General features: G+C 67.1%; 13 protein-coding genes and 6 pseudogenes. 10 read left to right on the top strand and 9 right to left on the bottom strand.

Annotation, left to right across the window (positions count from 1 at the left end; all coding sequences use genetic code 11):
- Positions 1–435: 435 nt before the first annotated feature.
- Positions 436–1,389 (top strand): CorA family divalent cation transporter, encoded by a 954-nt coding sequence (locus OG698_RS48270; protein ID WP_406111880.1) that lies wholly within the window; start codon positions 436–438, stop codon positions 1,387–1,389.
- Between the two features lie 31 nt (positions 1,390–1,420).
- Here the strand turns inward: OG698_RS48270 and OG698_RS48265 are convergent.
- Positions 1,421–1,531: pseudogene (locus tag OG698_RS48265) on the bottom strand (IS5/IS1182 family transposase); the annotation flags it as partial.
- Positions 1,532–1,766: 235 nt separating this feature from the next.
- Between OG698_RS48265 and OG698_RS48260 the strand changes: the two are divergent.
- From OG698_RS48260 to OG698_RS48250, 3 genes and pseudogenes are all read left to right on the top strand, one after another.
- Positions 1,767–2,982, top strand: a pseudogene (locus OG698_RS48260) (RNA-guided endonuclease InsQ/TnpB family protein).
- Positions 2,983–3,594: 612 nt separating this feature from the next.
- Entirely contained in the window at positions 3,595–4,653 is a 1,059-nt protein-coding gene (locus OG698_RS48255) for an NAD(P)-dependent oxidoreductase (protein WP_331729369.1), read from the top strand.
- Positions 4,654–4,767: 114 nt separating this feature from the next.
- Positions 4,768–5,531 (top strand): annotated as a pseudogene (locus OG698_RS48250) (IS5 family transposase).
- A 92-nt stretch (positions 5,532–5,623) separates the two neighbouring features.
- On the opposite strand, the gene OG698_RS48245 reads toward OG698_RS48250, so the two are convergent.
- The gene (locus OG698_RS48245) at positions 5,624–6,475 is read right to left on the bottom strand and encodes an IS5 family transposase (protein WP_331729579.1); all 852 of its coding nucleotides are present in this window, start codon (positions 6,473–6,475) and stop codon (positions 5,624–5,626) included.
- A gap of 770 nt (positions 6,476–7,245) precedes the next feature.
- On the opposite strand from OG698_RS48245, the gene dnaE reads away from it, so the two are divergent.
- Positions 7,246–10,851, top strand: a complete 3,606-nt coding sequence (gene dnaE, locus OG698_RS48240) for a DNA polymerase III subunit alpha (RefSeq protein WP_331729366.1) — start codon at positions 7,246–7,248, stop codon at positions 10,849–10,851.
- On the top strand, positions 10,848–11,201 hold the full coding sequence (locus tag OG698_RS48235; protein WP_331729363.1) for a DUF6300 family protein: 354 nt from the start codon (positions 10,848–10,850) through the stop codon (positions 11,199–11,201). Before dnaE ends, OG698_RS48235 begins: the two co-directional genes overlap by 4 nt.
- Before the next feature lie 145 nt (positions 11,202–11,346).
- On the opposite strand, the gene tnpA is transcribed toward OG698_RS48235, so the two are convergent.
- Positions 11,347–11,778 (bottom strand): IS200/IS605 family transposase, encoded by a 432-nt coding sequence (gene tnpA, locus OG698_RS48230; protein WP_331729360.1) that lies wholly within the window; start codon positions 11,776–11,778, stop codon positions 11,347–11,349.
- 26 nt (positions 11,779–11,804) lie between these two features.
- Between tnpA and OG698_RS48225 the strand changes: the two are divergent.
- Positions 11,805–13,131 (top strand): annotated as a pseudogene (locus OG698_RS48225) (RNA-guided endonuclease InsQ/TnpB family protein).
- Positions 13,132–13,406: 275 nt separating this feature from the next.
- Here the strand turns inward: OG698_RS48225 and OG698_RS48220 are convergent.
- Positions 13,407–13,847, bottom strand: coding sequence for a VOC family protein (locus OG698_RS48220; RefSeq protein ID WP_331729357.1), 441 nt, complete (start codon positions 13,845–13,847; stop codon positions 13,407–13,409).
- Here OG698_RS48220 and OG698_RS48215 point away from each other — a divergent pair.
- Complete coding sequence (locus tag OG698_RS48215) at positions 13,846–14,406, top strand: DUF6221 family protein (RefSeq protein WP_331729354.1); 561 nt, start codon at positions 13,846–13,848, stop codon at positions 14,404–14,406. The genes OG698_RS48220 and OG698_RS48215 overlap by 2 nt on opposite strands.
- A 1,227-nt stretch (positions 14,407–15,633) precedes the next feature.
- Positions 15,634–16,674 carry a substrate-binding domain-containing protein gene (locus OG698_RS48210; protein ID WP_331729348.1) on the top strand — a complete coding sequence of 347 codons (1,041 nt, stop codon included), beginning with the start codon at positions 15,634–15,636 and terminating at the stop codon, positions 16,672–16,674.
- Positions 16,675–16,811: 137 nt separating this feature from the next.
- On the opposite strand, the pseudogene OG698_RS48205 reads toward OG698_RS48210, so the two are convergent.
- A pseudogene (locus OG698_RS48205) lies at positions 16,812–16,919 on the bottom strand (IS5/IS1182 family transposase); the annotation flags it as partial.
- Positions 16,920–16,999: 80 nt separating this feature from the next.
- On the opposite strand from OG698_RS48205, the gene OG698_RS48200 reads away from it, so the two are divergent.
- The gene (locus OG698_RS48200) at positions 17,000–17,737 is read left to right on the top strand and encodes a VOC family protein (protein WP_331729344.1); all 738 of its coding nucleotides are present in this window, start codon (positions 17,000–17,002) and stop codon (positions 17,735–17,737) included.
- Positions 17,738–17,947: 210 nt separating this feature from the next.
- On the opposite strand, the pseudogene OG698_RS48195 reads toward OG698_RS48200, so the two are convergent.
- From OG698_RS48195 to OG698_RS48180, 4 genes and pseudogenes are all read right to left on the bottom strand, one after another.
- Positions 17,948–19,100: pseudogene (locus OG698_RS48195) on the bottom strand (RNA-guided endonuclease InsQ/TnpB family protein).
- Between the two features lie 285 nt (positions 19,101–19,385).
- On the bottom strand, positions 19,386–19,736 hold the full coding sequence (locus tag OG698_RS48190; RefSeq protein WP_331729341.1) for an antibiotic biosynthesis monooxygenase family protein: 351 nt from the start codon (positions 19,734–19,736) through the stop codon (positions 19,386–19,388).
- Positions 19,737–20,134: 398 nt separating this feature from the next.
- A complete protein-coding gene (locus OG698_RS48185) occupies positions 20,135–20,479 on the bottom strand; it encodes a hypothetical protein (protein WP_331729338.1) in 345 nt (114 codons plus the stop codon).
- An 836-nt stretch (positions 20,480–21,315) separates the two neighbouring features.
- Complete coding sequence (locus OG698_RS48180; RefSeq protein ID WP_331729334.1) at positions 21,316–21,519, bottom strand: ferredoxin; 204 nt, start codon at positions 21,517–21,519, stop codon at positions 21,316–21,318.
- Positions 21,520–21,537 lie beyond the last annotated feature (18 nt).

Below are 21,537 nucleotides of genomic sequence, written 5' to 3'. Positions count from 1 at the left end.
CAGGTCGGAGGACGTACGCTTCCAGAAGCGCCATCGCTTCCCAAGCTGAGAGCGCGAGTTCGATTCTCGTCACCCGCTCCCAATGAACCCCCAGGTCATGGACTCGGGGGTTGTTCGTTGTCCAGACCGGTGGACGGTGCGCGCCACAACCATCAGGAAGCGGCTGGGACTGGTCCGGGCGGTCACGTGCGAAGGCCGATGCTGAAGGCCGAGGACGGCAGCCGGTCCGGTGGACGGCTCTCGCTCCGAGAGCTTCCCTCCGCACCGAGCAGGGCAGGCCCCCTCGTCCCCTCCTGCGAGTGATCTCGTCACCCGTCCGGTCGGCACGGTGCCGCACATGACTGTGTCCGAGTGCGGAGATACCGGACCGCACTCACGCTGGGACCGTCGGAGTCGTAACCAACGGTGAGGGCCATGATCGTAACGATGGTGTCAATGCCGGAGGCAACCGTCACCCGTACGGACATGTCTGAGGCGCGTGAGCGGCTCGCCGTGGCCCGCTTTCTGATCGTCGACATCGAGCTGCCGGAAGAAGCGCCGGCAGATGGCGAGTCTGTGGCCCGTCAGCTCGGCCTGGAGGCTGACGACCTGGACTGGTTCGGCAGGAAGGACGAGCCCGCGCGGGCCGATTTCCTGGGGCACAAGGCCGGCTTCGTCGTGCCCGTGATCCACGACGAACAGGTCGCCTACATCCACGCGCTGGTGACCGAGCAGTTCCTGGTCACCGTTCACCGTGGCCCGGCGGGCCTGGCGTCGAACATCTCCGCGCAGCTGCGGCACGAGAGGCCCCCCGACGTCGTGGCCGTGCTCTTCCTGCTGCTCCAGGAGGCGCTGGCTACCTTCCGCCGGGCCGCCGTGCAGGACCTGCTGCTGGTGGAGGAACTCGAGGACGACATGTTCCAGGAACGGCGCCCCGAGCAGGTCTACCGCCTGTCAATGCTGCGACGGCGCTCCGCCCTGCTGCACCACTCGCTGCTTCCCTACCTCCAGGTGCTGGACGAGGTCTTCACCCGTCGGATGCTGAACCCCAGGTTCCCGGAAGAGCGGCAAAGACTCGCCCAGGAGTTCCAGCACGCGGCGAGGCTGGTTCTGTCGAACATCGAGTCCCTCCAGGATGCCTCCCGCCGCGCTTTCGCCAGCTACTCCTCCCTCGCCGCGGGCGAGCAGAACGGCGTGATCAACCGGCTGGCCATCGTGTCGACGATCTTCCTGCCGCTGACGTTCCTGAGCGGATTCTTCGGTATGAACTTCACTTTCCTGACCGACGAACTGGAGAGCAAGGTCGTCTTCTGGCTGCTCGCCGTGGGGCTTCAGGTGGCCGTCCTGTTCGTGGCCTTCTACGTACTGCACCGCACCCGCATCTGGCGGCGGCTGCGGGACGAGGACTAGGACTGGGGCCGTCCGGCCGGTCATGTGGCTACTCCGCAGTCTCGCGGCGCACCAAGGTCATCAACTTGCCCACGCAGAGCGGGCTCAGCCCGGTGAACGGGGTTGTCCAGGGGGGCTCCGACGCTGTGATCACACCAGCCACATCAAGATCATGTCACCCGTGACCGGGCGTCGCGGGACAGCTCTTGGCCCCAACTCGGGAGGGAGCAGCAGGGTGTCATCCCTTCTCTTGCGTGGGTATTCCCGGCTTTAGCCGGGGCGGGAAGCGCATCTCGGGGCTGCTGTGACGGGTCATGTGTGCATGGGTGTTCTGTCTGCGGAGGGGTTGTCAGTGGCCTCGGTTATGTTGCTGACAAGAGCCGAAGGGGGTGGGCTGGGTGATTCGTGCGTACAAGTTCCTCATGCGGCCCACCGTGCGGCAGACTCAGGCGCTCGGTGAGATGTTGCGTGATCACTGCTCGCTCTACAACGGTGCGTTGCAGGAGCGCCGTGGCGCTTACCGGCACGCCTCGAAGACGAGCATCAAGTACGGGCAGCAGTCCGTGCAGCTGAAGGACATCCGGGCGTTCGACCCGGAGCGTCAGGGCCGTTGGTCGTTCTCCAGTCAGCAGGCCACGCTCCGGCGGTTGGACAGGGCGTTCGCGGCGTTCTTCCGCCGGGTGAAGTCCGGTGAGAAGCCCGGCTATCCGCGTTTTCGTGGGGTGAACTGGTTCGACACGGTGGAGTTCCCGAAGGACGGGGACGGCTGCCGGTGGGACTCCACGCCGCGCGACCCGGTGACTCGAGTCCGCCTTCAAGGTGTCGGGCACGTCAAGGTGCACCAGCACCGGGCGGTGGCCGGCAGGGTCAAGACTGTCAGCGTCAAGCGTGAGGGCCGTCAGTGGTTCGTCGTGCTGAGTGCCGAACAGGTCCAGCCCGAACCGCTGCCCGCGACGGGTTTGGTCGTCGGGATCGACCTGGGCATAGCCAGCTTCCTCGCTGATTCCAGCGGCGGATTCGTCCCCAACCCGCGCCACGGGGCGAAGAGCGCCGCGAAGCTCGAAGCCGCACAGCAGGCCCTGTCGAGGTTTTTGCGTGTGCGCCGCGACAAGCGGACAGCCAACCACCGGCGTGCGGTCGAGAAGGTCGCGAAGCTGCGCCGCAAGGTCCGCCGCCAGCGCCTGGACCACGCACACAAAACCGCCCTTGATCTCGTATGCGAACACGATTTCATCGCGCACGAAGACCTCAAGATCCGCAACATGGTCCGGCGTGCTGCGCCGAAGCCCGACCCTGACACGTCGGGAGCCTTCCTGCCCAACGGGGCCGGCGCGAAGGCCGGACTCAACCGCTCGATCGCGGATGCCGGATGGGGGGTGTTCCTGACGATCCTGGCCGCCAAGGCTGAAAGCGCCGGACGGGAAGTGATCGCCGTGGACCCCCGCAACACCTCCCGCCAGTGCCCCGAATGCGGGCACACCGGCGCGGAGAACCGGCCCACACAGGAAAAAGTTCCACTGCGTCTCGTGCGGCCACACAGCGCACGCTGACACGGTGGGAGCCACCAACGTTCTACGGGCCGGGCTGGTCCGTCGCGAAGCCGCACCGGCGTAGCGAGAAGCCCCCTCATTCATGAGGGGGAGGAGTCACGTCGACGGATTCCTCGCCCCCGCTCTCGTCCACCGCGGCAGTTCACGTCCGCCGAGTTCGAGGTGGAGGCCAAGATCCTCTCCCACGACGGCGCAGTCCGCCCGCTACCGTGAGGGGCAAGCCGACGGCGAGATGCCCTGGGGGCGGGGCCGCACCTCCAGAAGGTGTTCCGCGTCCGTGGATCTGCACGAGTACCTCGGCCTGCCCACCGACGAGCCCTCGATCAACGTCACCCGCTCCCGCCTGGGACGACCCGTCCACCAAGGACTCCTCGAACAACCAGCACGCGTAATATCGGAGACGGACCCAACGCCCTCTCAGATCGCGTGGCGCTGCCGGCCGACCCCTCTCCGCCGAACGCACGGAAGCCTCCTCAGCGTCCGGATGCCGCAGCCCCAGACGGTCGGCCATTTCCGGTCACAGCAGTGATATCCAGGTCAGTCCTCGTTGCCCATGACATCGGCAACGTGCGGCTTAGAGGCTCCGCCAGTAGGTGCGGATCGAGCTGAGCGCGGGGGCCCTCGGCGGACCAGTCCCTGGACCTCAGTAGGGTCGTGCAGGGGAAGGGGGGACCACATGGGGCGGGCCCGAATCCTGCTGCTGGACGCGGCTCCTGGAGAGTTGCTCGGCCGGGAGCTGGAGCGTCTGCTCGGCCACGGGCTGGACGTCACGCTGAACCTCCGGCGGGTGGCCGATCACGCCGGGGCGCGGGCTGCCTGTGCCGGCCGGGTGGACTTTGCCGACTTTGACGCCTTCGACGAGTCCGCGCTGCTCGCCGAGATCGTCCGGGATGGACTCGGCTACCACGCGGTCAAGTCCCGTGCCGGTGTGCCGCTGCGCGCCGCGTTCCTTGCGGCGGCGACCGACGCCATGCTGGCCAACCGGCTCCGCGTGGTCGGGCGGGCCGGGGCGGGCACCGATCACGTCGAGTTGGCAGCCGCCGCCCGTCACGGGGTCGCGGTCACCCATACCCCGGGGTCCAACGCGAACGCGGTCGCCGAGTTCACCCTGGCCCAGCTACTCGCCCTGATCCGAGATCTCCCGGCACACAACGAGGCCTCGCATGACGGTAATTGGCGCGCACCGGCCGCACCGGCGATGGAGCTGTCGGAGCTGACCCTGGGCATCGTCGGGCTGGGCCGGATCGGCCTAGCACTGGCCGAGCGGGCGACCGTCCTGGGCATGGAAGTCCAGGCCCTCTCGCGGCGTCCGGCCGAGGCGTCGGTGCCCCGGGCCCACTCCCTCACCGCACTGCTAGCGACGAGTGATGTCGTCTCCCTGCACGTGCCACTCACTGCGCAGACCCGAGGGCTGGTCGGGCGGGCGGAGCTGGCGCTGATGCGTCCGGGGTCGATCCTGCTCAATACCGCCCGGGGCGGGATCGTTGACGAGCAGACTCTTGCCGAGGCGCTGCGCGACCCCGCACATCCTCTCGCGGCTGCCGCCATCGACACCTTCGAGCACGAGCACGCCGCCTTCGCCTCGCCGCTTTTCGGCCTGCCGAACGCCCTGCTGACCCCGCATGTCGCCGGGATGACCAGGAGCGCCATGGCCACGGCCGCCCTACGTTGCGCGGACTACATCGGGGCTCTGCTCGCCGAGCGCCCGGACGGCGTACCCGTGGTGACCGTATGACAGTGAGCTCTTTCCAACCTGCCGTGCTGGTCCGGCAGTTGACGTGACAGATAAGTGAAGCCCCTGGTAGACGGGTTCACGACGAAGATCACCCGTTTCAACCAGAGGCTTCACGTGCTTGTCTACCCGTCTGGACTTGACCTGTCCACCTCGCACCTTCGCTTCCTCACCTCCCGCATACGCGACCGCCGCCGCGCGATTGGGAGCCGATGGCGCCGGCTCAGCGCCGGCCGACAAGCCCTGCTCACCCTCGCTCACCTGCGTAACGGGCGCCCCTACGCCCAGCTCGCCGCCGGGTTCGGCATCGGCACGGCCACGGCGTACCGGTACATCACCGAAGCCATCGACCTACTGGCCGCTCTGGCACCCACCCTCGAACAAGCCGTGCGTGACGCATCGAGCAAGGCATTCGTCCTGCTCGACGGCACGCTCCTGACCATCGACCGCATTGCCGCCGACCGGCCCTTCTACTCGGGCAAACACAAGAAGCACGGCATGAACGTCCAAGTCCTCGCCGACCCGGCTGGACGCCTGCTCTGGGCCTCACCCGCCTTGCCTGGGGCCGTTCATGACATCCGCGCCGCACGTGAACACGGCATTCTCGACGTACTTACCGCAGCGGACCTCAACTGCTGGGCGGACAAGGGCTACCAGGGCGCCGGCCGGCTGCCCGCGTCCCCTGCCGAGGCCGCTGGGAGAACCTCTCCGGCGGCCAGCAGGCCGTGAACCGGTCACAGGCCAAGATCCGAGCCCTGGTCGAACCGGCCATCGCCACCCTCAAGACCTGGCGCCTCCTGCGCAAGCTCCGATGCTCGACCACACGCATCACCAGGGTCGTTCAAGCCGTCCTCACTCTTCACCTGACCTGCTCAAACTGAGGATGGAAAAGGCTCAGTCGCCATCAACGCGACGAGGCTCACCGCCCGGCAGAGTCGGGCGACCGGCTGCCCGACTGCGTCCGCCGCGTGGGTCATCGGATGCTGAGGCTCCGAGGGCGAGTGTCCCAGCGGTAGAGGGTCCAGGCGCGTCGGAGCAGGCAGCGGACGATGATGATGGCGCTGGCCAGGGCGATGAAGAATTTGATGGGATCTCTTCGTCGCTCGGTGCATCGGCGGAGCTTGCCGAAGTTGTTCATCCAGGAGTTCGTACGCTCGACCACCCAGCGTCCGCCAGTCTGGCTCGGGGTCTTCGCGCCGCGCGGCGCAATCCGGCCGATGATCCCGCGGGCCTTCAGGCCGAGGTGGACCATGCTGTAGTCGTACCCGGCGTCCAGGCTCAGCCGCGGATGGTCGGGCGGCGGCCCCAGAGAAGCTTCCAGATCGGCGAATTGGTCGAGGGTGGCGGGCAGCAGCATGTGATCGCGGGTGTTGGCCGGTGCCGGTTCGGTGACCAGCGGTATGCCGTATCCGTCGGTCAACTGCGAGCGTTTGATGCCCTGTTCGGCTCGGTCGACGGGACTCTTGCCCGCGCATTCGCCGCCGGAGGGGGCCTTGGCGATGCAGCCGTCGGCGGAGAGCTTGTCGAGTTCAAGACCGATCATCCGGTCATAGCAGGCGAGTACAAGCAGCCTCCGGGTCTCCATCACCCCAGCTGCGATCCACTCATCCCGGCGGCGGCGCAAGGTGGTGGCGGAGCACAGATGATCGGCCACCCGCTCGTATCCGCAGCCGAAGACCAGGACCTGCACCAGGCGGTCGAAGACCACCCGGTCACTGATGCGCGGGTTGTGGCACCCCCATGGATGCCGGTCCTCCCGCACCGGCAACAACACGAGGAACTGGTCACGAATCGGGTCCAGAATGCATGACGGGACGGCAGGCACGGATCCCCCGGTGATCACGAAGCGTAGAGAACTCATGATCGGGTGAACCGTGCCATTGCGGTTACGCTCACTCAGATTTTCGGCACCTACTGGCGGACGCCCTTACTAAAGAGAAAAGACCCCCGACGCCACTCAGAAGCAGGGGAGCACTGACCTGCCCCTCCCCTCGTAGCGTGAAAGCCATGGCGGCAGAAGAAGTTGGGAGTCATGGCGGAGAAGCGACGGAAGCTCGAGCCGGAGTTCCGTGAGGGGCGGCACGGATCGTGGCGGCGGCTGGGAAGTCGATCGCCGAGGTCGCCAAGGACCCGGGGATCAACGAGACGACGCCGGCCACCTCGGTGTCGCGGGCCCGGCAGACCGGGACCGCGCCCGCCGGCGGGAGCGGGCTGCGGCAGTGGGCTCCCCGTGCCCGCCGGGATTGTCCCCCGGCGTCGCGATCGAGGCGGGCGACGATCGCGGTGCTCCCCGTACCCGCGGGGATGGTCCCGGCACCAGATCAACCTCGGACCCCGGCACCAGGTGCATTCTGCCCACGGGCCGGAGCGTCCAAGGCGTGAACATTTCTACCCAATTGGGCAAGCCTGAGGAGGGACTCCCGGCATGGCTCGGCGCCACGCCCCGGAGTGCAAATATCTCTCTCGGTCATACCGCGAGGCCATCACGGCCGCGTCGTCCGGTGAGGCTCCGGAAGGGGCAGCGAAGCCGAATTCGATCTTGGTCTCAGGGCTAGGGTGAGGGCTTCCCGCGACCCCTTCGGAGGTGCCTGCCCGGTGGCTGACAGCTTTGTTCACCTGCACAATCACACCGAATACTCGATGCTTGACGGGGCTCAAAAGCTCAAGCCGATGTTCGGCGAAGTCGAGCGTCAGGGCATGCCCGCAGTCGCGATGAGCGACCACGGCAACATGTTCGGTGCCTACGAGTTCCATCAGGTGTCCAAGGGCTTCGACGGCGTCAAGCCGATCATCGGGATCGAGGCGTACGTCGCCCCGTCCTCGCGTCGCAACCGGAAGCAGGAGTTCTGGGGGCCCGGTGGGCAGCGGGCCATGTCCGACGACGGCGAGGGGTCCAAGGACGTCTCGGGCGGCGGCCGCTTCACGCACATGACGATGTGGGCGCAGAACGTGAGGGGCCTGCGCAACCTCTTCTACCTGTCGACGGAAGCCAGCTATACGGGGCAGTTCCCGGCCGGCAAGCCCCGCATGGACATGGAGCTGATCAGCGAGCACGCCGAAGGGATCATCGCGACGACCGGCTGCCCCTCGGGTGCGGTCCAGACCCGCCTGCGGCTGAAGCAGTACGACGAGGCCCGGCAGGTCGCGGCCTCCTATCAGGACATTTTCGGCCGGGAGAACTACTTCCTCGAGCTGATGGATCACGGCCTGTCCATCGAGCGGGACGTCCGGGACGGGCTGCTGCGCCTGGCCAAGGACCTGAACATTCCGCTCCTGGCCACCAACGATGCGCACTACGTCCACGCGGACCAGGCGGACGCGCACGACAACCTGCTGTGCATCGGCGTCGGCAAGAACAAGGCCGACGAGAAGCGGTTCCGGTTCTCGGGGAACGACTACTACCTCAAGACCGCCGAGCAGATGCGCGGTCTGTTCTCCGAGATGCCCGAGGCGTGTGACAACACCCTGTTGATCGCGGAGCGCGTCGAGTCGTACGGCGAAGTCTTCGACAACATCGACGAGATGCCGCAGTTCCCCGATGTTCCCGACGGGGAGACTCAGGAATCGTGGCTGCGCAAGGAGGTCATGAAGGGCCTCGTCATGCGGTACGGGGACCCCGTCCCGGCCGAGGTCCTGGAGCGGTTCGAGACCGAGATGACGATCATCGGGCCGATGGGCTTCTCCTCCTACTTCCTCGTGGTCGCCGACATCTGCAAGTACGCCCGCGACAACAACGTGCCCGTGGGGCCGGGCCGTGGATCGGCCACCGGTTCGATCGTGGCGTACGCGACCCGCATCACCGAGCTGTGCCCGCTGGAGCACGGCCTGCTGTTCGAGCGGTTCCTGAACCCTGAGCGCATCAACCCTCCGGATGTCGACCTCGACTTCGACGACCGCCAGCGCGACTTCATGGTCCGCTACGTCGTCGACAAGTACGGCGACGAGTACACCGCCATGGTCAACACGTTCGGCAAGATCAAGGCCAAGAACGCGATCAAGGACAGCTCGCGCATCCTGGGCTACCCGTTCCAGCACGGTGAGCGCATCACCAAGGCCCTGCCCGACGACATCATGGGCAAGTCCATCCCGCTGGACGGCATCTTCGACTCGGCTCACCCGCGCTACGGCGAATGTGGCGAGATCCGGGCGCTGTACGAGAACGAGCCCGACGTCAAGAAGGTCATCGACACGGCCAAGGGCGTCGAGGGCCTGACCCGCGGCACCGGAGTGCACGCGGCCGCGGTCATCCTCTCCAAGACCAAGCTGACCGACCGGATCCCGCTGCACATGCGGGCCAAGGACGGCGTCAAGATCACCGGCTTCGACTACCCCAGTTGCGAAAACATGGGGCTGGTCAAGATGGACTTCCTGGGTCTGCGGAACCTGGGCGTCATCGACCACGCCATCCAGAACATCCGTGAGAACCGCGGTATCCATCTGGCCACCGTCGACCCGGGCAACGGCGACGTCACCGACCAGGTCGTCATCCCTCTCGACGACAAGAACACGTACGAACTGCTCGCCTCGGGCGACACCTTCGGCGTCTTCCAGCTCGACGGCGGCGGTATGCGCACACTGCTCAAAGCCATGGAGCCGACCCGGTTCGAGGACATCGCGGCCGCCCTCGCCCTGTACCGCCCCGGCCCGATGGCCGCGAACGCCCACATGAACTACGCGCACCGCAAGACCGGGCGCCAGGAGATCCAGCCCATCCACCCCGAGCTGGAGAAAGCCCTCGAGCCGATCCTCGGGAACACCTTCCATCTGCTCATCTACCAAGAGCAGATCATGGCAATCGCCCGCCAGCTCGCCGGCTACACCCTCGGCGGCGCCGACCTGCTGCGCCGCGCCATGGGCAAGAAGAAGCCCGAGGTCCTGGCCGCCGAGTGGGAGAAGTTCCACGCAGGCATGCAGGGCAACGGCTACTCGGAGGAGTCCATCAAGGCTCTGTGGGACGTCATGCTCCCCTTCTCCGGCTACGCGTTCAACAAGTCCCACACCGCCGGATACGGGCTCGTCTCGTACTGGACCGCGTACCTGAAGGCCAACTACCCGGCCGAGTACATGGCCGCGCTGCTGACCTCCGTCGGCGACGACAAGGACAAGGCCGGCATCTACCTGGCCGACGCCCGCAAAATGGGGGTCACCGTCCTGCAGCCGGACGTCAACGAATCCGTCGCCGAATTCGCGGCCATCGGCGACGACGTCCGTTTCGGCCTGCGCTCCGTCCGCAACGTCGGCGACAACGTCATCGAATCGATCGTCGCAGGCCGCAAGGCGAGCGGTAAGTTCGGCAACTTCGCCGACTTCCTGGACAAGGTCGACCTGCCCGCCCTCAACAAGCGGGCGATCGAATCGCTCATCAAAGCCGGCGCCTTCGACTCACTCGGCCATACCCGCAAGGGCCTCACCGCGGCCCACGAATACGCCATCGACGCGGTCGTACCCGTCAAGAAGGCCGCCGCGTACGGGCAGGACGACTTGTTCGCCGGCCTGGGCGCAGACGAAGGCGACGACGACACTCCGGCCTTCGGTGTCGACATCAAGATCGACGAAGGCGAATGGCCGCGCAAGCAACTCCTGTCGACGGAGCGGGAGATGCTCGGCATGTACGTCTCCGCACACCCCTTGGACGGCACAGAAAGCATCCTGGCGGGCAATCGCGACACCACGATCCCCGACTTGATCGCCTCCGGCCGTACCGAAGGCGTCGTACGGCTGGCCGGACTCATCACCAGCGTGCAGCCGAAGATGACCAAGCAAGGCAACCCGTGGGCCATCGTCAACCTCGCAGACCGAGACGGCCAGCTGGAAGTACTGTTCTTCCCCGCCACCTACCAACTCGTCATGGGAGCACTCGTCCCGGACAGCGTGGTCTCCGTCCTGGGCCGCCTCAACGACCGTGACGGCACCATCAACCTCGCCGGCCAGGAGCTCCAGGTCCTCGACGTGACCTCCGCCGAACGCAGCGGCGCCGCGCCCATCCAACTCCACCTGCCCTACCACCGGGTCAACGATCCCTCAGTACGGGAACTCAAACGCATCCTGCTCGCCCACCCCGGCCCCAACCCGGTCCGCCTGGCCATCCAAGGACCCCGGAAGACCACCGTGTACGTCCTGCAGGAAACGGTCAACGCCGGCACGATCGCGTCCGACATCAAGGGCAGCTTCGGCCAGGACACCTGGCAGGGCATCGCATGACCGCACCGGCTGACGAGAACGACGTCATCATCCAACTCGACGACCTGGACGCGTGCCGGGCCTGCGGTGAACAGAGCCTGCTCAAAGCCAGCTTCGCGCAGACATGGATGAACAAGCGCGGCGAGGCCATGTCCGGACTGCGCGAGGCAGTGCTGTGCCCAGAGTGCGACCGGGGAACCCCGGCCGCGGACGAACTCCTCGCGCTGTTCGCCGTCGACGAGACGCTCGGCATCAACAACATCGAAACGTTCGCCGGTCTCGTCGCGGCCTGGGTCGAATCCGTACGACACCAACGAGTCGACGAGGCGCGACTCGCCGAGGAACACGAGCAGTGGAGCGGTGAGTTGTGAGCCGCTCCCCCACACGCGACTCTCCAGTCCCGCATCTCCGATCTACCTCTGATCTTGGCCAGTGCTCCGCCGTTTACGGCGGGGGTGAAGGCCATCTCAGAGCTGCTCTGACCCGCGCGGTTCGCACGGGTCTGCGGTGTTGTTCTCAGTCGATGGGGCGTTGCTGGTTCTCGATGTACTGCTTGACGACGGTCAGCGGTGCCCCGCCGCAGGATCCGGCGAAGTAGGAGCCGGACCAGAAGTGTCCGCCCCACAGGTAGCGGCGCACGTGTGCGCTGTGTTCCTGGCGGAGCCTGCGGGAGGAGACGCCCTTGAGGGAGTTGACCAGTTTGGAGAGCTGGACCTTGGGCGGGTAGTGCACAAGCAGGTGGACGTGATCCTGTTCGCCGTTGAACTGCTTCAGGTCGGCTTCGAAGTCCGCGCAGACCTCGCGCATGATCTCCTCAGTGCGCGTCAGCATGGCGTCGGTGAATGCCTTGCGCCGGTACTTGGTAACAAAAACCAAGTGGACATGCAGGTTGTAGACGACGTGGCGCCCGGTGCGCACGTCAGGATTCGGGTTCCATCGTGGTGACATAAGCCAACCGTAGTAGGCTGATCGTCATGAGCGAACTCGTGTGGGAGAAGCGGCAGTTCGGGCATCGCGCCCGGCTGGCGCTGACGCCTGCACAGGTCCGGCTCATGGACGACCAGGCGCACGCCGCGCGGGCGATGTGGAATCAGCTCCACGACCTGTGGCGGATGACGCCCAAGTGTCAGCGCTCTGCGACCCGCATGGATCAGACGCTGCGGCAGGCCCGCAAGGAGATCGACTGGTACGCGGTGCTGCCCGCGCAGGCCGCGCAGGCGGTCCTCAAGACGTACTTCCAGGCGTGGCGGAACTGCTGGGACGGGCGTGCGGACGAGCCGAACTTCAAGGCCCGCTTCCGCACCGTCATGTCCGTGGACATCCCGCAGGGCCGGGATCTGCAGATCAAGCGGGTGCACCGCCGGTGGGGCATGGTCAACATCCCCAAGGTGGGCCGCGTCCGCTTCCGCTGGACCAAGGACCTCCCGGTCGGCAAGCACGCCAACAAGGAGAACCGGATCACCGGGGCACGGCTGGTCAAAGACGGACTCGGCTGGCACATCGCCTTCCGCCTCCAGACTCTTGAGGTCAAGCCCGAACCGCACACCGGACTGGAGGTCGGCATCGACGCCGGGGTGAACCTGCCCCTCGCGCTGTCCGACGGCAGCCACCAAGACCACGGACGGCCGCCCCGGCTCCCGGACGGCACCGCCGACCGGGACAAGTGGCTGAACCCGGACGAGAAAGCCAGACTGCTTCGCCTGGAACAGCGGGCCGCGCACCGCAAGTCCTTCCGCAAGCCGAAAGAGCGCAGCTCGAACCGGCTACACCGCACCTACGACCAGATCAAGCAGCTCCGCGCAAGAGCCACGCGCCGAGCCACTAACTGGCAGCACCAGGCCACCACCGCCATCGCCGAGCAGTACGGCACGGTCGTGGTGGAACAGCTCAACATCACGAACATGGTCAAGTCCGCCAAGGGCACTACCGACCAGCCGGGGAAGAACGTCGCGCAGAAGTCCGGTCTGAACCGCTCCATCAGCCAGGAGGCATGGGGTCGCACCGTGACGATGCTGACGTACAAAACTGCCCGCAACGGCGGCACCCTCGCCAAGGTTCCCGCCCCGAACACCTCCCTGCGCTGCTCCGCCCCCGCCCTGCGGTTTCATCACGCCCGGCAGCCGGGAAGACCAGGCCACGTTCGTATGCAAGAACCCCGACTGCGGATGGTCCGGCAACGCCGACTGGAACGCAGCCCGGAACATCTTGCACCTGTACCGGATGGGCCACACGCTCATCCCGGCTGCCGGGAGGGCAGTCGTCAGGCGCACCCGTGGCGCCAAGCCCGCCGCCGCAAGGTAGGCAGGAATCTCCTTCCTGAGCTTGCGAAGGGAGGAGAGCACTTCAAGCAACGCCTCGGCACGGACTCCGACGTCAGCCCTTCTTCCCCCGGGACCGCACCGGCACCTACCTACCGCCTCGCCCCCAAGGTGCGACTGGACCCTGCTCACTCAGCTCGCCGAACGCGGGCTCGCCAGTTGCACAGACGTGGCTGGCCATGTGACGCCCACCCCATCACCGCTCTCCGGGGTCCATCTCATGGCTTCCGTTCGGCTGCATGGTTCGGTTCCTCCTGCTCAGCGCAGTTGCTCGGCCAGTCCGACGATGATGCCCTCCGGGCCGCGGAGGTAGCAGAGCAGGTAGCTGTCCTCGAACCGGGCGATCTCGCCGACGAGTTCGGCGCCGTGAGGGCGCAGGCGGGCAACGGTGTCCTCGATGTCGTCGACGGCGAACATGACGCGGTGCGTGCCCAGAATGTTGTGCGGCCGGTTGCGCGGCCCGGCGCTGATCACCGCGGGGCTGCGGTACTTCGCCAGCTCGAGCCGGCTGTGACCGTCCGGGGTCCGGACCATCGCGATGTCACAGCGGACGCCGTCGAGTCCGGTGCACTGGTCGGCGACGAGGCCCTCGACCTCCGCCCTGCCCTCCAGCTCCATACCGAGTTCCACGAAGAACGCGACGGCGGCATCCATGTCCTCGACGACGATGCCGACGTTGTCCATCCGCTGAATCGCCATGCTGCTTTCTCCTTCTTTCGTCGTGCGGCCGGTGGTGGCCGCTGATGTCCCTGGGACGGAGCCGATGGCACGTTCTCGACATCCCCAGACCGCCGGACTCCGAAAAATCTGGATCGCGCCTCAGGTGAGATTCATCTGGATGCACCAACCCACCGCCGGCACGATGAGAATGGCTCCCACGAAGGGCGCCCGGACGAATTTCCGTTACCGATACTGCGATTCTCGATCGCTGTGCAGAATGCACCCAGCGACGTTCTCACGCCGGCTGCGCGAGATCGACGCCAAGCGACGCATCATCGGCATGTACGCCACCGCTCTGGAGGACCGCGCGGCACTCCGTGTCCGCATGCGGGAGGTCATCGATTCGGACGCCGATGAGTTCGGTCGGCTGCACCTGCCGGAGAGCAGGCTGATCGACGAGGCGCAGGGCTTGAGCCCGGCCGCGCGCTTGCTCGCCCCGCCGTACGCGGACCGGCCCGGCCCGGCCACCACGAGGAGTGGCGGCCGTAACCGCACGCGATCGAGCCCCCGACCAATCTGGACGGGGGCTTCGCCGTGAGGCGTGTGCGGCAGGCGTTCACACGCCACGCTTCGCGCTTCCGTACAGGGATCACCCCTCGCTATCCAGCCCTGAACAGGGCAATCATCAATCCCGTGAACAGTGCAGCCGAAACCACGCTAATTGCGAGGTAAATGATCCTGGACCACCGCTCAGGACTCACTGAGCTCCCCCTCCCCGGACAACCAAGCCCGGTAACTCTAGGGCGGCGTCAGACCAGATGCACGAGCGTCATAAGACGTCGTTTCTTTTGGTGCTTCTCGGGTCGAGCTGTGCGGGGATACTGCTGTGGTGCTGTTGACGTGGATCGCTGAGGTGGCGAACGAGCCTCTGGTGCTGGAGCCGGCTGACCGGCGGGTGGAGTGGGAGACCAACACCTGGTCGCTGGGTGCGGCTGACGAGGACAGGAGTTCGTTGTCTGTCGCCGAGGTGGTGGCTGCCTTCGAGCGGACTGCTGCTGCCATCCGGCAACACATTCGCGACCTGGGCGTTTCTGGGGTGGCGACGTTCTACGTGTGGCACGACGAACAGGCAGGGCAGCTCCGATGCTCCACCGGTTCTGTGCCCCCGGATGCGTTGCCGTTCAGCGGTACCTATGTGGCTTCTGACGACCTCGGTCCGGTCGTCGAGGGATTTCTGGCCGACAGTGAGCCAGGCTTCATCGCGGTCAGACCTGGACGACGCGCGGAGCCTCTCGGAGCGGACCGAGACCGAGCCGGAGATCAGGCCCTTCGGTGTCTGGGTCAGCAGTGTCGGAGCCTCACACTGACTGGTCATGCCCGTCCACACTGACGAGTCGGCGGTGGCAGATGTCGGTGGCGAAGAACGGGGCTGTGCGTTCGGGCAGGACGCCGACTCCCTCTCCACGAAGGCCTTCTCGACCTGGTCCGTGGCGAGTTGCCGGCGCAATTTCGTCGCCGTCCAGTCGGTCACGTACGTACTGCGGTCGCCGGCGAACGGCGGCAGCCACTGCGCCGGATCCTGGTCCGCCTCGGACCGGTTCGTCTTCGCCGACACCGCCGTCAGTGGGCGCGGGTCCCCGAGCGCTGATTCTCAGCCTCGCCGGAGCCGAGCGCTGCGGACGCTCTCAGACGTGCCGCCGTCCGGTCCTGGCAGGTCATGAGAGAGGCATTGAGAGAGGCGTGTCGTGACTCGATGCCCGCCCTGGGCCGCGTCGGCGAAGATGGACCTGTCCACCGTCCACGCCAGCGAGGAGTCCTTGCGCAGATGGCTACTTCCGCCCCCGGCCCGAGGCCGCCGACGATCGCCGATGTCGCGCGCGTCGCCGGCGTTTCGCGCACGACCGTGTCGCACGCCCTGAACGGGCTCGGCAAGGTCGATCCCCGGACGAGGGAGCGCGTCAGGCAGGTCGCGGCGGAGCTGGGCTACCGCCCCAACCTTCGGGCGCAACGGCTGCGGCGTGGACAAGCGAAGGCCATTGCGCTGGCCTCCTCGATGCCGTTCGCGGTCGCGGGCGGGCCGTCCCGGCTCGGCTTCTACATGGAGGTCGCGGCGGCGGCCGCGGAGAGCGCACTCCTTCACGACTACGCACTTGTACTCGTACCGCCCGTGCAGTCAGGTTCCGCGCTGTACTCCGTCGACATCGACGGGGCCATCGTGGTCGAGCCGGAAGTCGATGATGCCGCGGTCGCCCAGCTGCGTGAACGCGGGCTGCCGTACGTGACGCTCGGCAGGCCGGTGTCTGCCGAGGAGGACGCGCCGTACGTCGACCTGCGCGGTGAACTGGTGGTGGAGCTGCTGCTGGCGCACCTGCACGAGCAGGGTGCGGTGAGGCCGGCGCTGATCGTGGGCTCCGGTTCGCGGCATTCATCCGTCGATGCGCTCACCGCGTACGCGCGCGTGGCCGAGCGGCACGGCTGGACGCCGATCGTGGCGAGGGTCCCGGAGTCGGGCGGTGAGCAGGCAGGGTACGAGCGGTGCGCCGAACTGCTCGCCGAGCACCCGGACATCGACGCGGTCTGCGCGCTGGTCGATGCCTTCGCGGTGGGCGCGGTCCGGGCGATCCGGGACAGCGGGCGGACCGTACCGGACGACGTCATGGTCGTCACCCGCTACGACGGCCTGCGCGCCCGCACCTGCGAACCGCCTCTGACGGCGGTCGACCTGCACCTGGACAAGGCGGCGTCCGACGCGGTGGACCTGTTGCTGGGGCGGCTTCGCGGGGACACCGCCACGCCGTCGGTGGCGGTGTCCCCGAACCCGCGGGTGATCGTCCGGGCTTCGTCGGCAAGAGTCGGCCGTAGCTGAACAACGTCATGCCCGGCCGGGTCCAGGTCGGCGGACCCTGCACTGCGGGGCGCGGGCCCCACAGTCGTGCTCGGATACCAGCGGGTTCGCGCACGCTGAACGTCGTAGTTCGTGACCCCCGCGGGCGGGTGGTTCGCTCAGCCCGTACGGGCGAGGTTGTGCAGGCGTGCGATGCCGAGCATCGCGTGGTGCACACCGGCGCCCTCGAGGCGGCAGTCGCGCAGGATCTTCCCGGGACGGCTCCGACGCTGTGATCACACCGGTGCGCACCGAGACCATCTCACCCGTGACCAGGCGTCACAGGGCAGCCCTTAGGGTATGCGGCATGACGCTGCAACTTGTTCAGGTGAACTTCAAGGCCCGGGACGACTCGGCGCTCGGCCAGTTCTGGGCGGAGGCGCTCGGCTGGGGTGTTTCCAGCGAAGGGCCCGGCGTCACCAACCTGGAACCCGTGGGCTTCGACTGGCCGGACCCGTCCGCCGTCTGCGTCGATCTGGTCCGCGTCCCGGACCCGGAGACGGTGAAGTACCGCGTGCACATCGAGCTCGCCACCACCTCCGACGCCCATCAGGCGGAGTTGGTCGCACGTCTGAAGGACCTCGGGGCGACGACCGTGGATGTGGGCCAGGGCGACGTGCCGTGGACGCTGATGGCCGACCCGGAAGGCAACGTGTTCAGCGTCCTGGAGCCCCGAGAGCTCTACCGGGACACCGGGCCGATAGCCGCCGTGGTCGTCGACTGCGCCGAACCACGGGCCATGGTCCGGTTCTGGGGCGAGGCAATCGACTGGACCGTCCACGAACTGACCGACGACCGCGCCCTGCTGCGCTCCGTCAAGGGCGTCGGGCCGTACCTGGAGTTCCGCCGCACGCCGGACGACAAGGTCGTACGGAACCGCATCCACCTCGATGTGATGTCCAACCCGGTCGAGGACCAGGCGCGGGAGGTCACCCGGCTCGAAGGTCTCGGCGCGACACGGGCCGACGTGGGGCAGGGTGACGTCTCCTGGGTCGTCCTGGCCGACCCGGAGGGCAACGAGTTCTGCGTCCTCGGCCGGAGCTGACGCGGAACTCCGTCCGCTCCCTCATGGCGGTGCGGCAGTACGCAGCGCTGACGATCCCGGCGGGCCTTGCGTGTGCTGGTCGCGGCGACTTCGATGAGCTCTCGCATCTGCGCCACCGTGGCGAACCACGCGTTCTCATCGACCTCGGTGCCACCCAGCTCACGCAGCCACGCAGTGACTCCTCCCCCTCATGAATGAGGGGGCTTCTCGCTACGCCGGTGCGGCTTCGCGACGGACCAGCCCGGCCCGTAGAACGTTGGTGGCTCCCACCGTGTCAGCGTGCGCTGTGTGGCCGCACGAGACGCAGTGGAACTTTTTCCTGTGTGGGCCGGTTCTCCGCGCCGGTGTGCCCGCATTCGGGGCACTGGCGGGAGGTGTTGCGGGGGTCCACGGCGATCACTTCCCGTCCGGCGCTTTCAGCCTTGGCGGCCAGGATCGTCAGGAACACCCCCCATCCGGCATCCGCGATCGAGCGGTTGAGTCCGGCCTTCGCGCCGGCCCCGTTGGGCAGGAAGGCTCCCGACGTGTCAGGGTCGGGCTTCGGCGCAGCACGCCGGACCATGTTGCGGATCTTGAGGTCTTCGTGCGCGATGAAATCGTGTTCGCATACGAGATCAAGGGCGGTTTTGTGTGCGTGGTCCAGGCGCTGGCGGCGGACCTTGCGGCGCAGCTTCGCGACCTTCTCGACCGCACGCCGGTGGTTGGCTGTCCGCTTGTCGCGGCGCACACACGGAAACCTCGACAGGGCCTGCTGTGCGGCTTCGAGCTTCGCGGCGCTCTTCGCCCCGTGGCGCGGGTTGGGGACGAATCCGCCGCTGGAATCGGCGAGGAAGCTGGCTATGCCCAGGTCGATCCCGACGACCAAACCCGTCGCGGGCAGCGGTTCGGGCTGGACCTGTTCGGCACTCAGCACGACGAACCACTTCCGGCCCTCACGCTTGACGCTGACAGTCTTGACCCTGCCGGCCACCGCCCGGTGCTGGTGCACCTTGACGTGCCCGACACCTTGAAGGCGGACACGAGTCACCGGATCGCGCGGCGTGGAGTCCCACCGGCAGCCGTCCCCGTCCTTCGGGAACTCCACCGTGTCGAACCAGTTCACCCCACGAAAACGCGGATAGCCGGGCTTCTCACCGGACTTGACCCGGCGGAAGAACGCCGCGAACGCCCTGTCCAACCGCCGGAGCGTGGCCTGCTGACTGGAGAACGACCAACGGCCCTGACGCTCCGGGTCGAACGCCCGGATGTCCTTCAGCTGCACGGACTGCTGCCCGTACTTGATGCTCGTCTTCGAGGCGTGCCGGTAAGCGCCACGGCGCTCCTGCAACGCACCGTTGTAAAGCGAGCAGTGATCACGCAACATCTCACCGAGCGCCTGAGCCTGCCGCACCGTGGGCCGCATGACGAACTTGTACGCACGAATCACCCGGCCCCCCTTCAGCTCTTGTCAGCAACATAACCGAGGCCACTGACAACCCCTCCGCAGACGGAACATCCATGCACACATGACCGGTCAGAGCAGCCCCGAGATGCGTTTCCCGCCCCGGCTGAAGCCGGGGATACCCACACAAGAGAAGGGATGGAAGGGGACGGTGCCGTGCGGGGCGGAGTTGCTGCCGAGCACGGTCACGTCTCTACAGTTGTTGAGTCATACGTCGATCTGCTCGAAGATGTGCGGGTACGACACGATATCGTCGGGGAACTCGGCCGCCATGCGCTGGAACTCCGGGCTGCCGAGCGCCGTGGCGAGCGCCTCGGTCGACTCCCAGACCGCGACGTTCATCAGAAGTTGACTGTCCGCTGTTCCCTTGTGTATCCGCAGGGAGACGAATCCCGGCTGAGCCTTCATGAACTCGGCCTGCTTCTGAAAGAGGGCCAGGAACAATTCAGTCCTCTCCTTCGGGACGAAGAAGGTGTTGGCCAGGACGATGGGCCCGGTCTGCTCCTTGAACTGCGCGAACATCGGCGTGTGCGGGTCGAGACTCTGCAGCTTGGCCATCTTCGGTACTTCCTCTCGCTATCGGTTGTTCCACGGCACCGAGGCCGGCCACCGCCGTACTGGAATCCGGTGACGCTCACGACGCTCGCTTGTCCGTGGGGGTACTGCTTTCTGGGGACCGTTCCATCGTCGCGGCGTAAGCGGGCCGTGAAGTCAGCCGCAGTTCCCGTTCCGATGGGCGACTTCGGTCGGACCGCGTGAAGCCGTGTCATACCTGGGGCTGACACCGGACCCTGAGCGGGCGCGGGCTCGCGGCCGACACGGGCGGAGGTGAAATTCCGTCAATCCGCAGGAGCGCCGCCCCGCATGTGGAAGGGGCTCCGGAAAGTGCGGACAGCCACTGTCGTGGGCTGATGCACCCTCAGAGGGCGTCAGGTCCGTTTCTGATATTGGCCGCGTCAGGGTTGCTCAAGGAGTCCCTGGCGGACAAGCCGTCCCAGGCGGGAGCGGGTGACGTTGGTCGAGGGCTCGTCGGTGGGCAGGCCGAGGTGCTCGTGCAGATCGCGGACGCGGAACACCTTCCCAGGGTGCTCGTTGAACGCGGTCACGATGCGCCGGCAGACGGTGGCGGGTTCCGCGGAGGCCGGTTCGGGGCCGGGCGGGGCGAGGCCGTCGATGACCTTGCGGCTGGCGGCGATTTCGGCCAGGCGGGCCTCGGCCTCGGCGAGGGCGGCGGTGAACTGCTCGATCTGCCCGCGCAGATGGTCGGCACGGGCGACGCTCTCATCGTGCTCGGCCTGCACAGCCGCACGAGTTCGGAGACGTTCACGCGGCCGGCTCCATCTCGTCCCGCCAGGCCGGGCTGGGACTGGTGAGGCGGCGGAGCATGCCGGCGGTGGAGGCCCAGTAGACGCGGGAGGTTATGGAGTTCTCTTTGCTCGGTCGTCACACGGGACGGCCAGGCCGCTCTGCCGTTTTGCGTGCCTGATCCCTCCCAGATGGCAGTGCAGGGTGGGGGCGGCGGAACCTCTGACATCACCAGACGGCCTGGAAGTCCCGGATGGATGCCCGCACCCGGGAACGGCTTCCTGTCGCGGCAATTGATGCGAGGGGCCTGGGTGGTGATGCGCCGGCCGACTCGGCTTCCTCGCTTCCTCGCTCAGTTCGTCCAGGCCCTCCGCAGCGATCAGTTGAAGAAGACGTAGCAGGTCGTGGGCTTCGTCGAGCGTGAGCAATTCCAGACGGTTCGCCCGGGAGATTGCCGCACGCATCCCCTCGGAGAACTGAAGCGCCCGTACTGTGCTGCACCCGCAACGGGCCACAGCGATCAAGCGATCAACGGACCCGCGACCTGGCAGGCGGGCAGAGCACGGCAGGGCCGTGCGAACCACACGCACGCGGTCGTCGCGATGACCCGTGAAAGAGCCCGCCCCGCACCGTAGCGATGTACGTCGCCCACCAGCCCGTCTCCCTGCTGGCCTCGGGGAACCTGACCGTGACGCAGCCTCGCGAGATGGCCGTGTCAGTGGTGGCGGGTGGCGGGTGGCGTCGTTGGGTCGTGGGGGCGGCAGCCCGTGCGGCTGGGCAGGAGCAATGCTCAGGACTTGTGGATCAGAACCTTGCCACGGCCGCCGTCAGGTCAGTCCTCCGCGAGGCGGATGGCCTGGGCCGGGCAGGCCGACCGGGCCTCCTCGAGGGCGCCCTCGTCAGGCCCCTCCTCGGATCCGGCGCCGGCCCGGACCCGGCTCAGCCCCTCCTCGTCCTGTTCGAACACCTCGGGTGCGTTCCAGGCGCAGAGCCCCGCGCCGATGCACGCCTCGCGATCGACCTCGATCCTCGCCATCTCCCTCGTCCCTCCTCA

It is taken from the genome of Streptomyces sp. NBC_01003, from assembly GCF_045162695.1.
GTDB lineage: Bacteria > Actinomycetota > Actinomycetes > Streptomycetales > Streptomycetaceae > Streptomyces.
The sequence above is the reverse complement of the archived record's forward strand: the minus strand, read 5'-3'. Positions and strand labels throughout refer to the sequence as shown.

What these genes read in the sequence shown, in the direction of transcription:
- OG698_RS48270 (WP_406111880.1), top strand. Translation starts at nt 436, where the DNA reads ATGCCGGAGGCAACCGTCACCCGTACGGACATGTCTGAGGCGCGTGAG.
- OG698_RS48255 (WP_331729369.1), top strand. Translation starts at nt 3,595, where the DNA reads ATGGGGCGGGCCCGAATCCTGCTGCTGGACGCGGCTCCTGGAGAGTTG.
- OG698_RS48235 (WP_331729363.1), top strand. Translation starts at nt 10,848, where the DNA reads ATGACCGCACCGGCTGACGAGAACGACGTCATCATCCAACTCGACGAC.
- tnpA (WP_331729360.1), bottom strand. Translation starts at nt 11,778, where the DNA reads ATGTCACCACGATGGAACCCGAATCCTGACGTGCGCACCGGGCGCCAC.
- OG698_RS48215 (WP_331729354.1), top strand. Translation starts at nt 13,846, where the DNA reads ATGCTGCTTTCTCCTTCTTTCGTCGTGCGGCCGGTGGTGGCCGCTGAT.
- OG698_RS48220 (WP_331729357.1), bottom strand. Translation starts at nt 13,847, where the DNA reads ATGGCGATTCAGCGGATGGACAACGTCGGCATCGTCGTCGAGGACATG.
- OG698_RS48210 (WP_331729348.1), top strand. Translation starts at nt 15,634, where the DNA reads ATGGCTACTTCCGCCCCCGGCCCGAGGCCGCCGACGATCGCCGATGTC.
- OG698_RS48200 (WP_331729344.1), top strand. Translation starts at nt 17,000, where the DNA reads ATGACGCTGCAACTTGTTCAGGTGAACTTCAAGGCCCGGGACGACTCG.
- OG698_RS48190 (WP_331729341.1), bottom strand. Translation starts at nt 19,736, where the DNA reads ATGGCCAAGCTGCAGAGTCTCGACCCGCACACGCCGATGTTCGCGCAG.
- OG698_RS48180 (WP_331729334.1), bottom strand. Translation starts at nt 21,519, where the DNA reads ATGGCGAGGATCGAGGTCGATCGCGAGGCGTGCATCGGCGCGGGGCTC.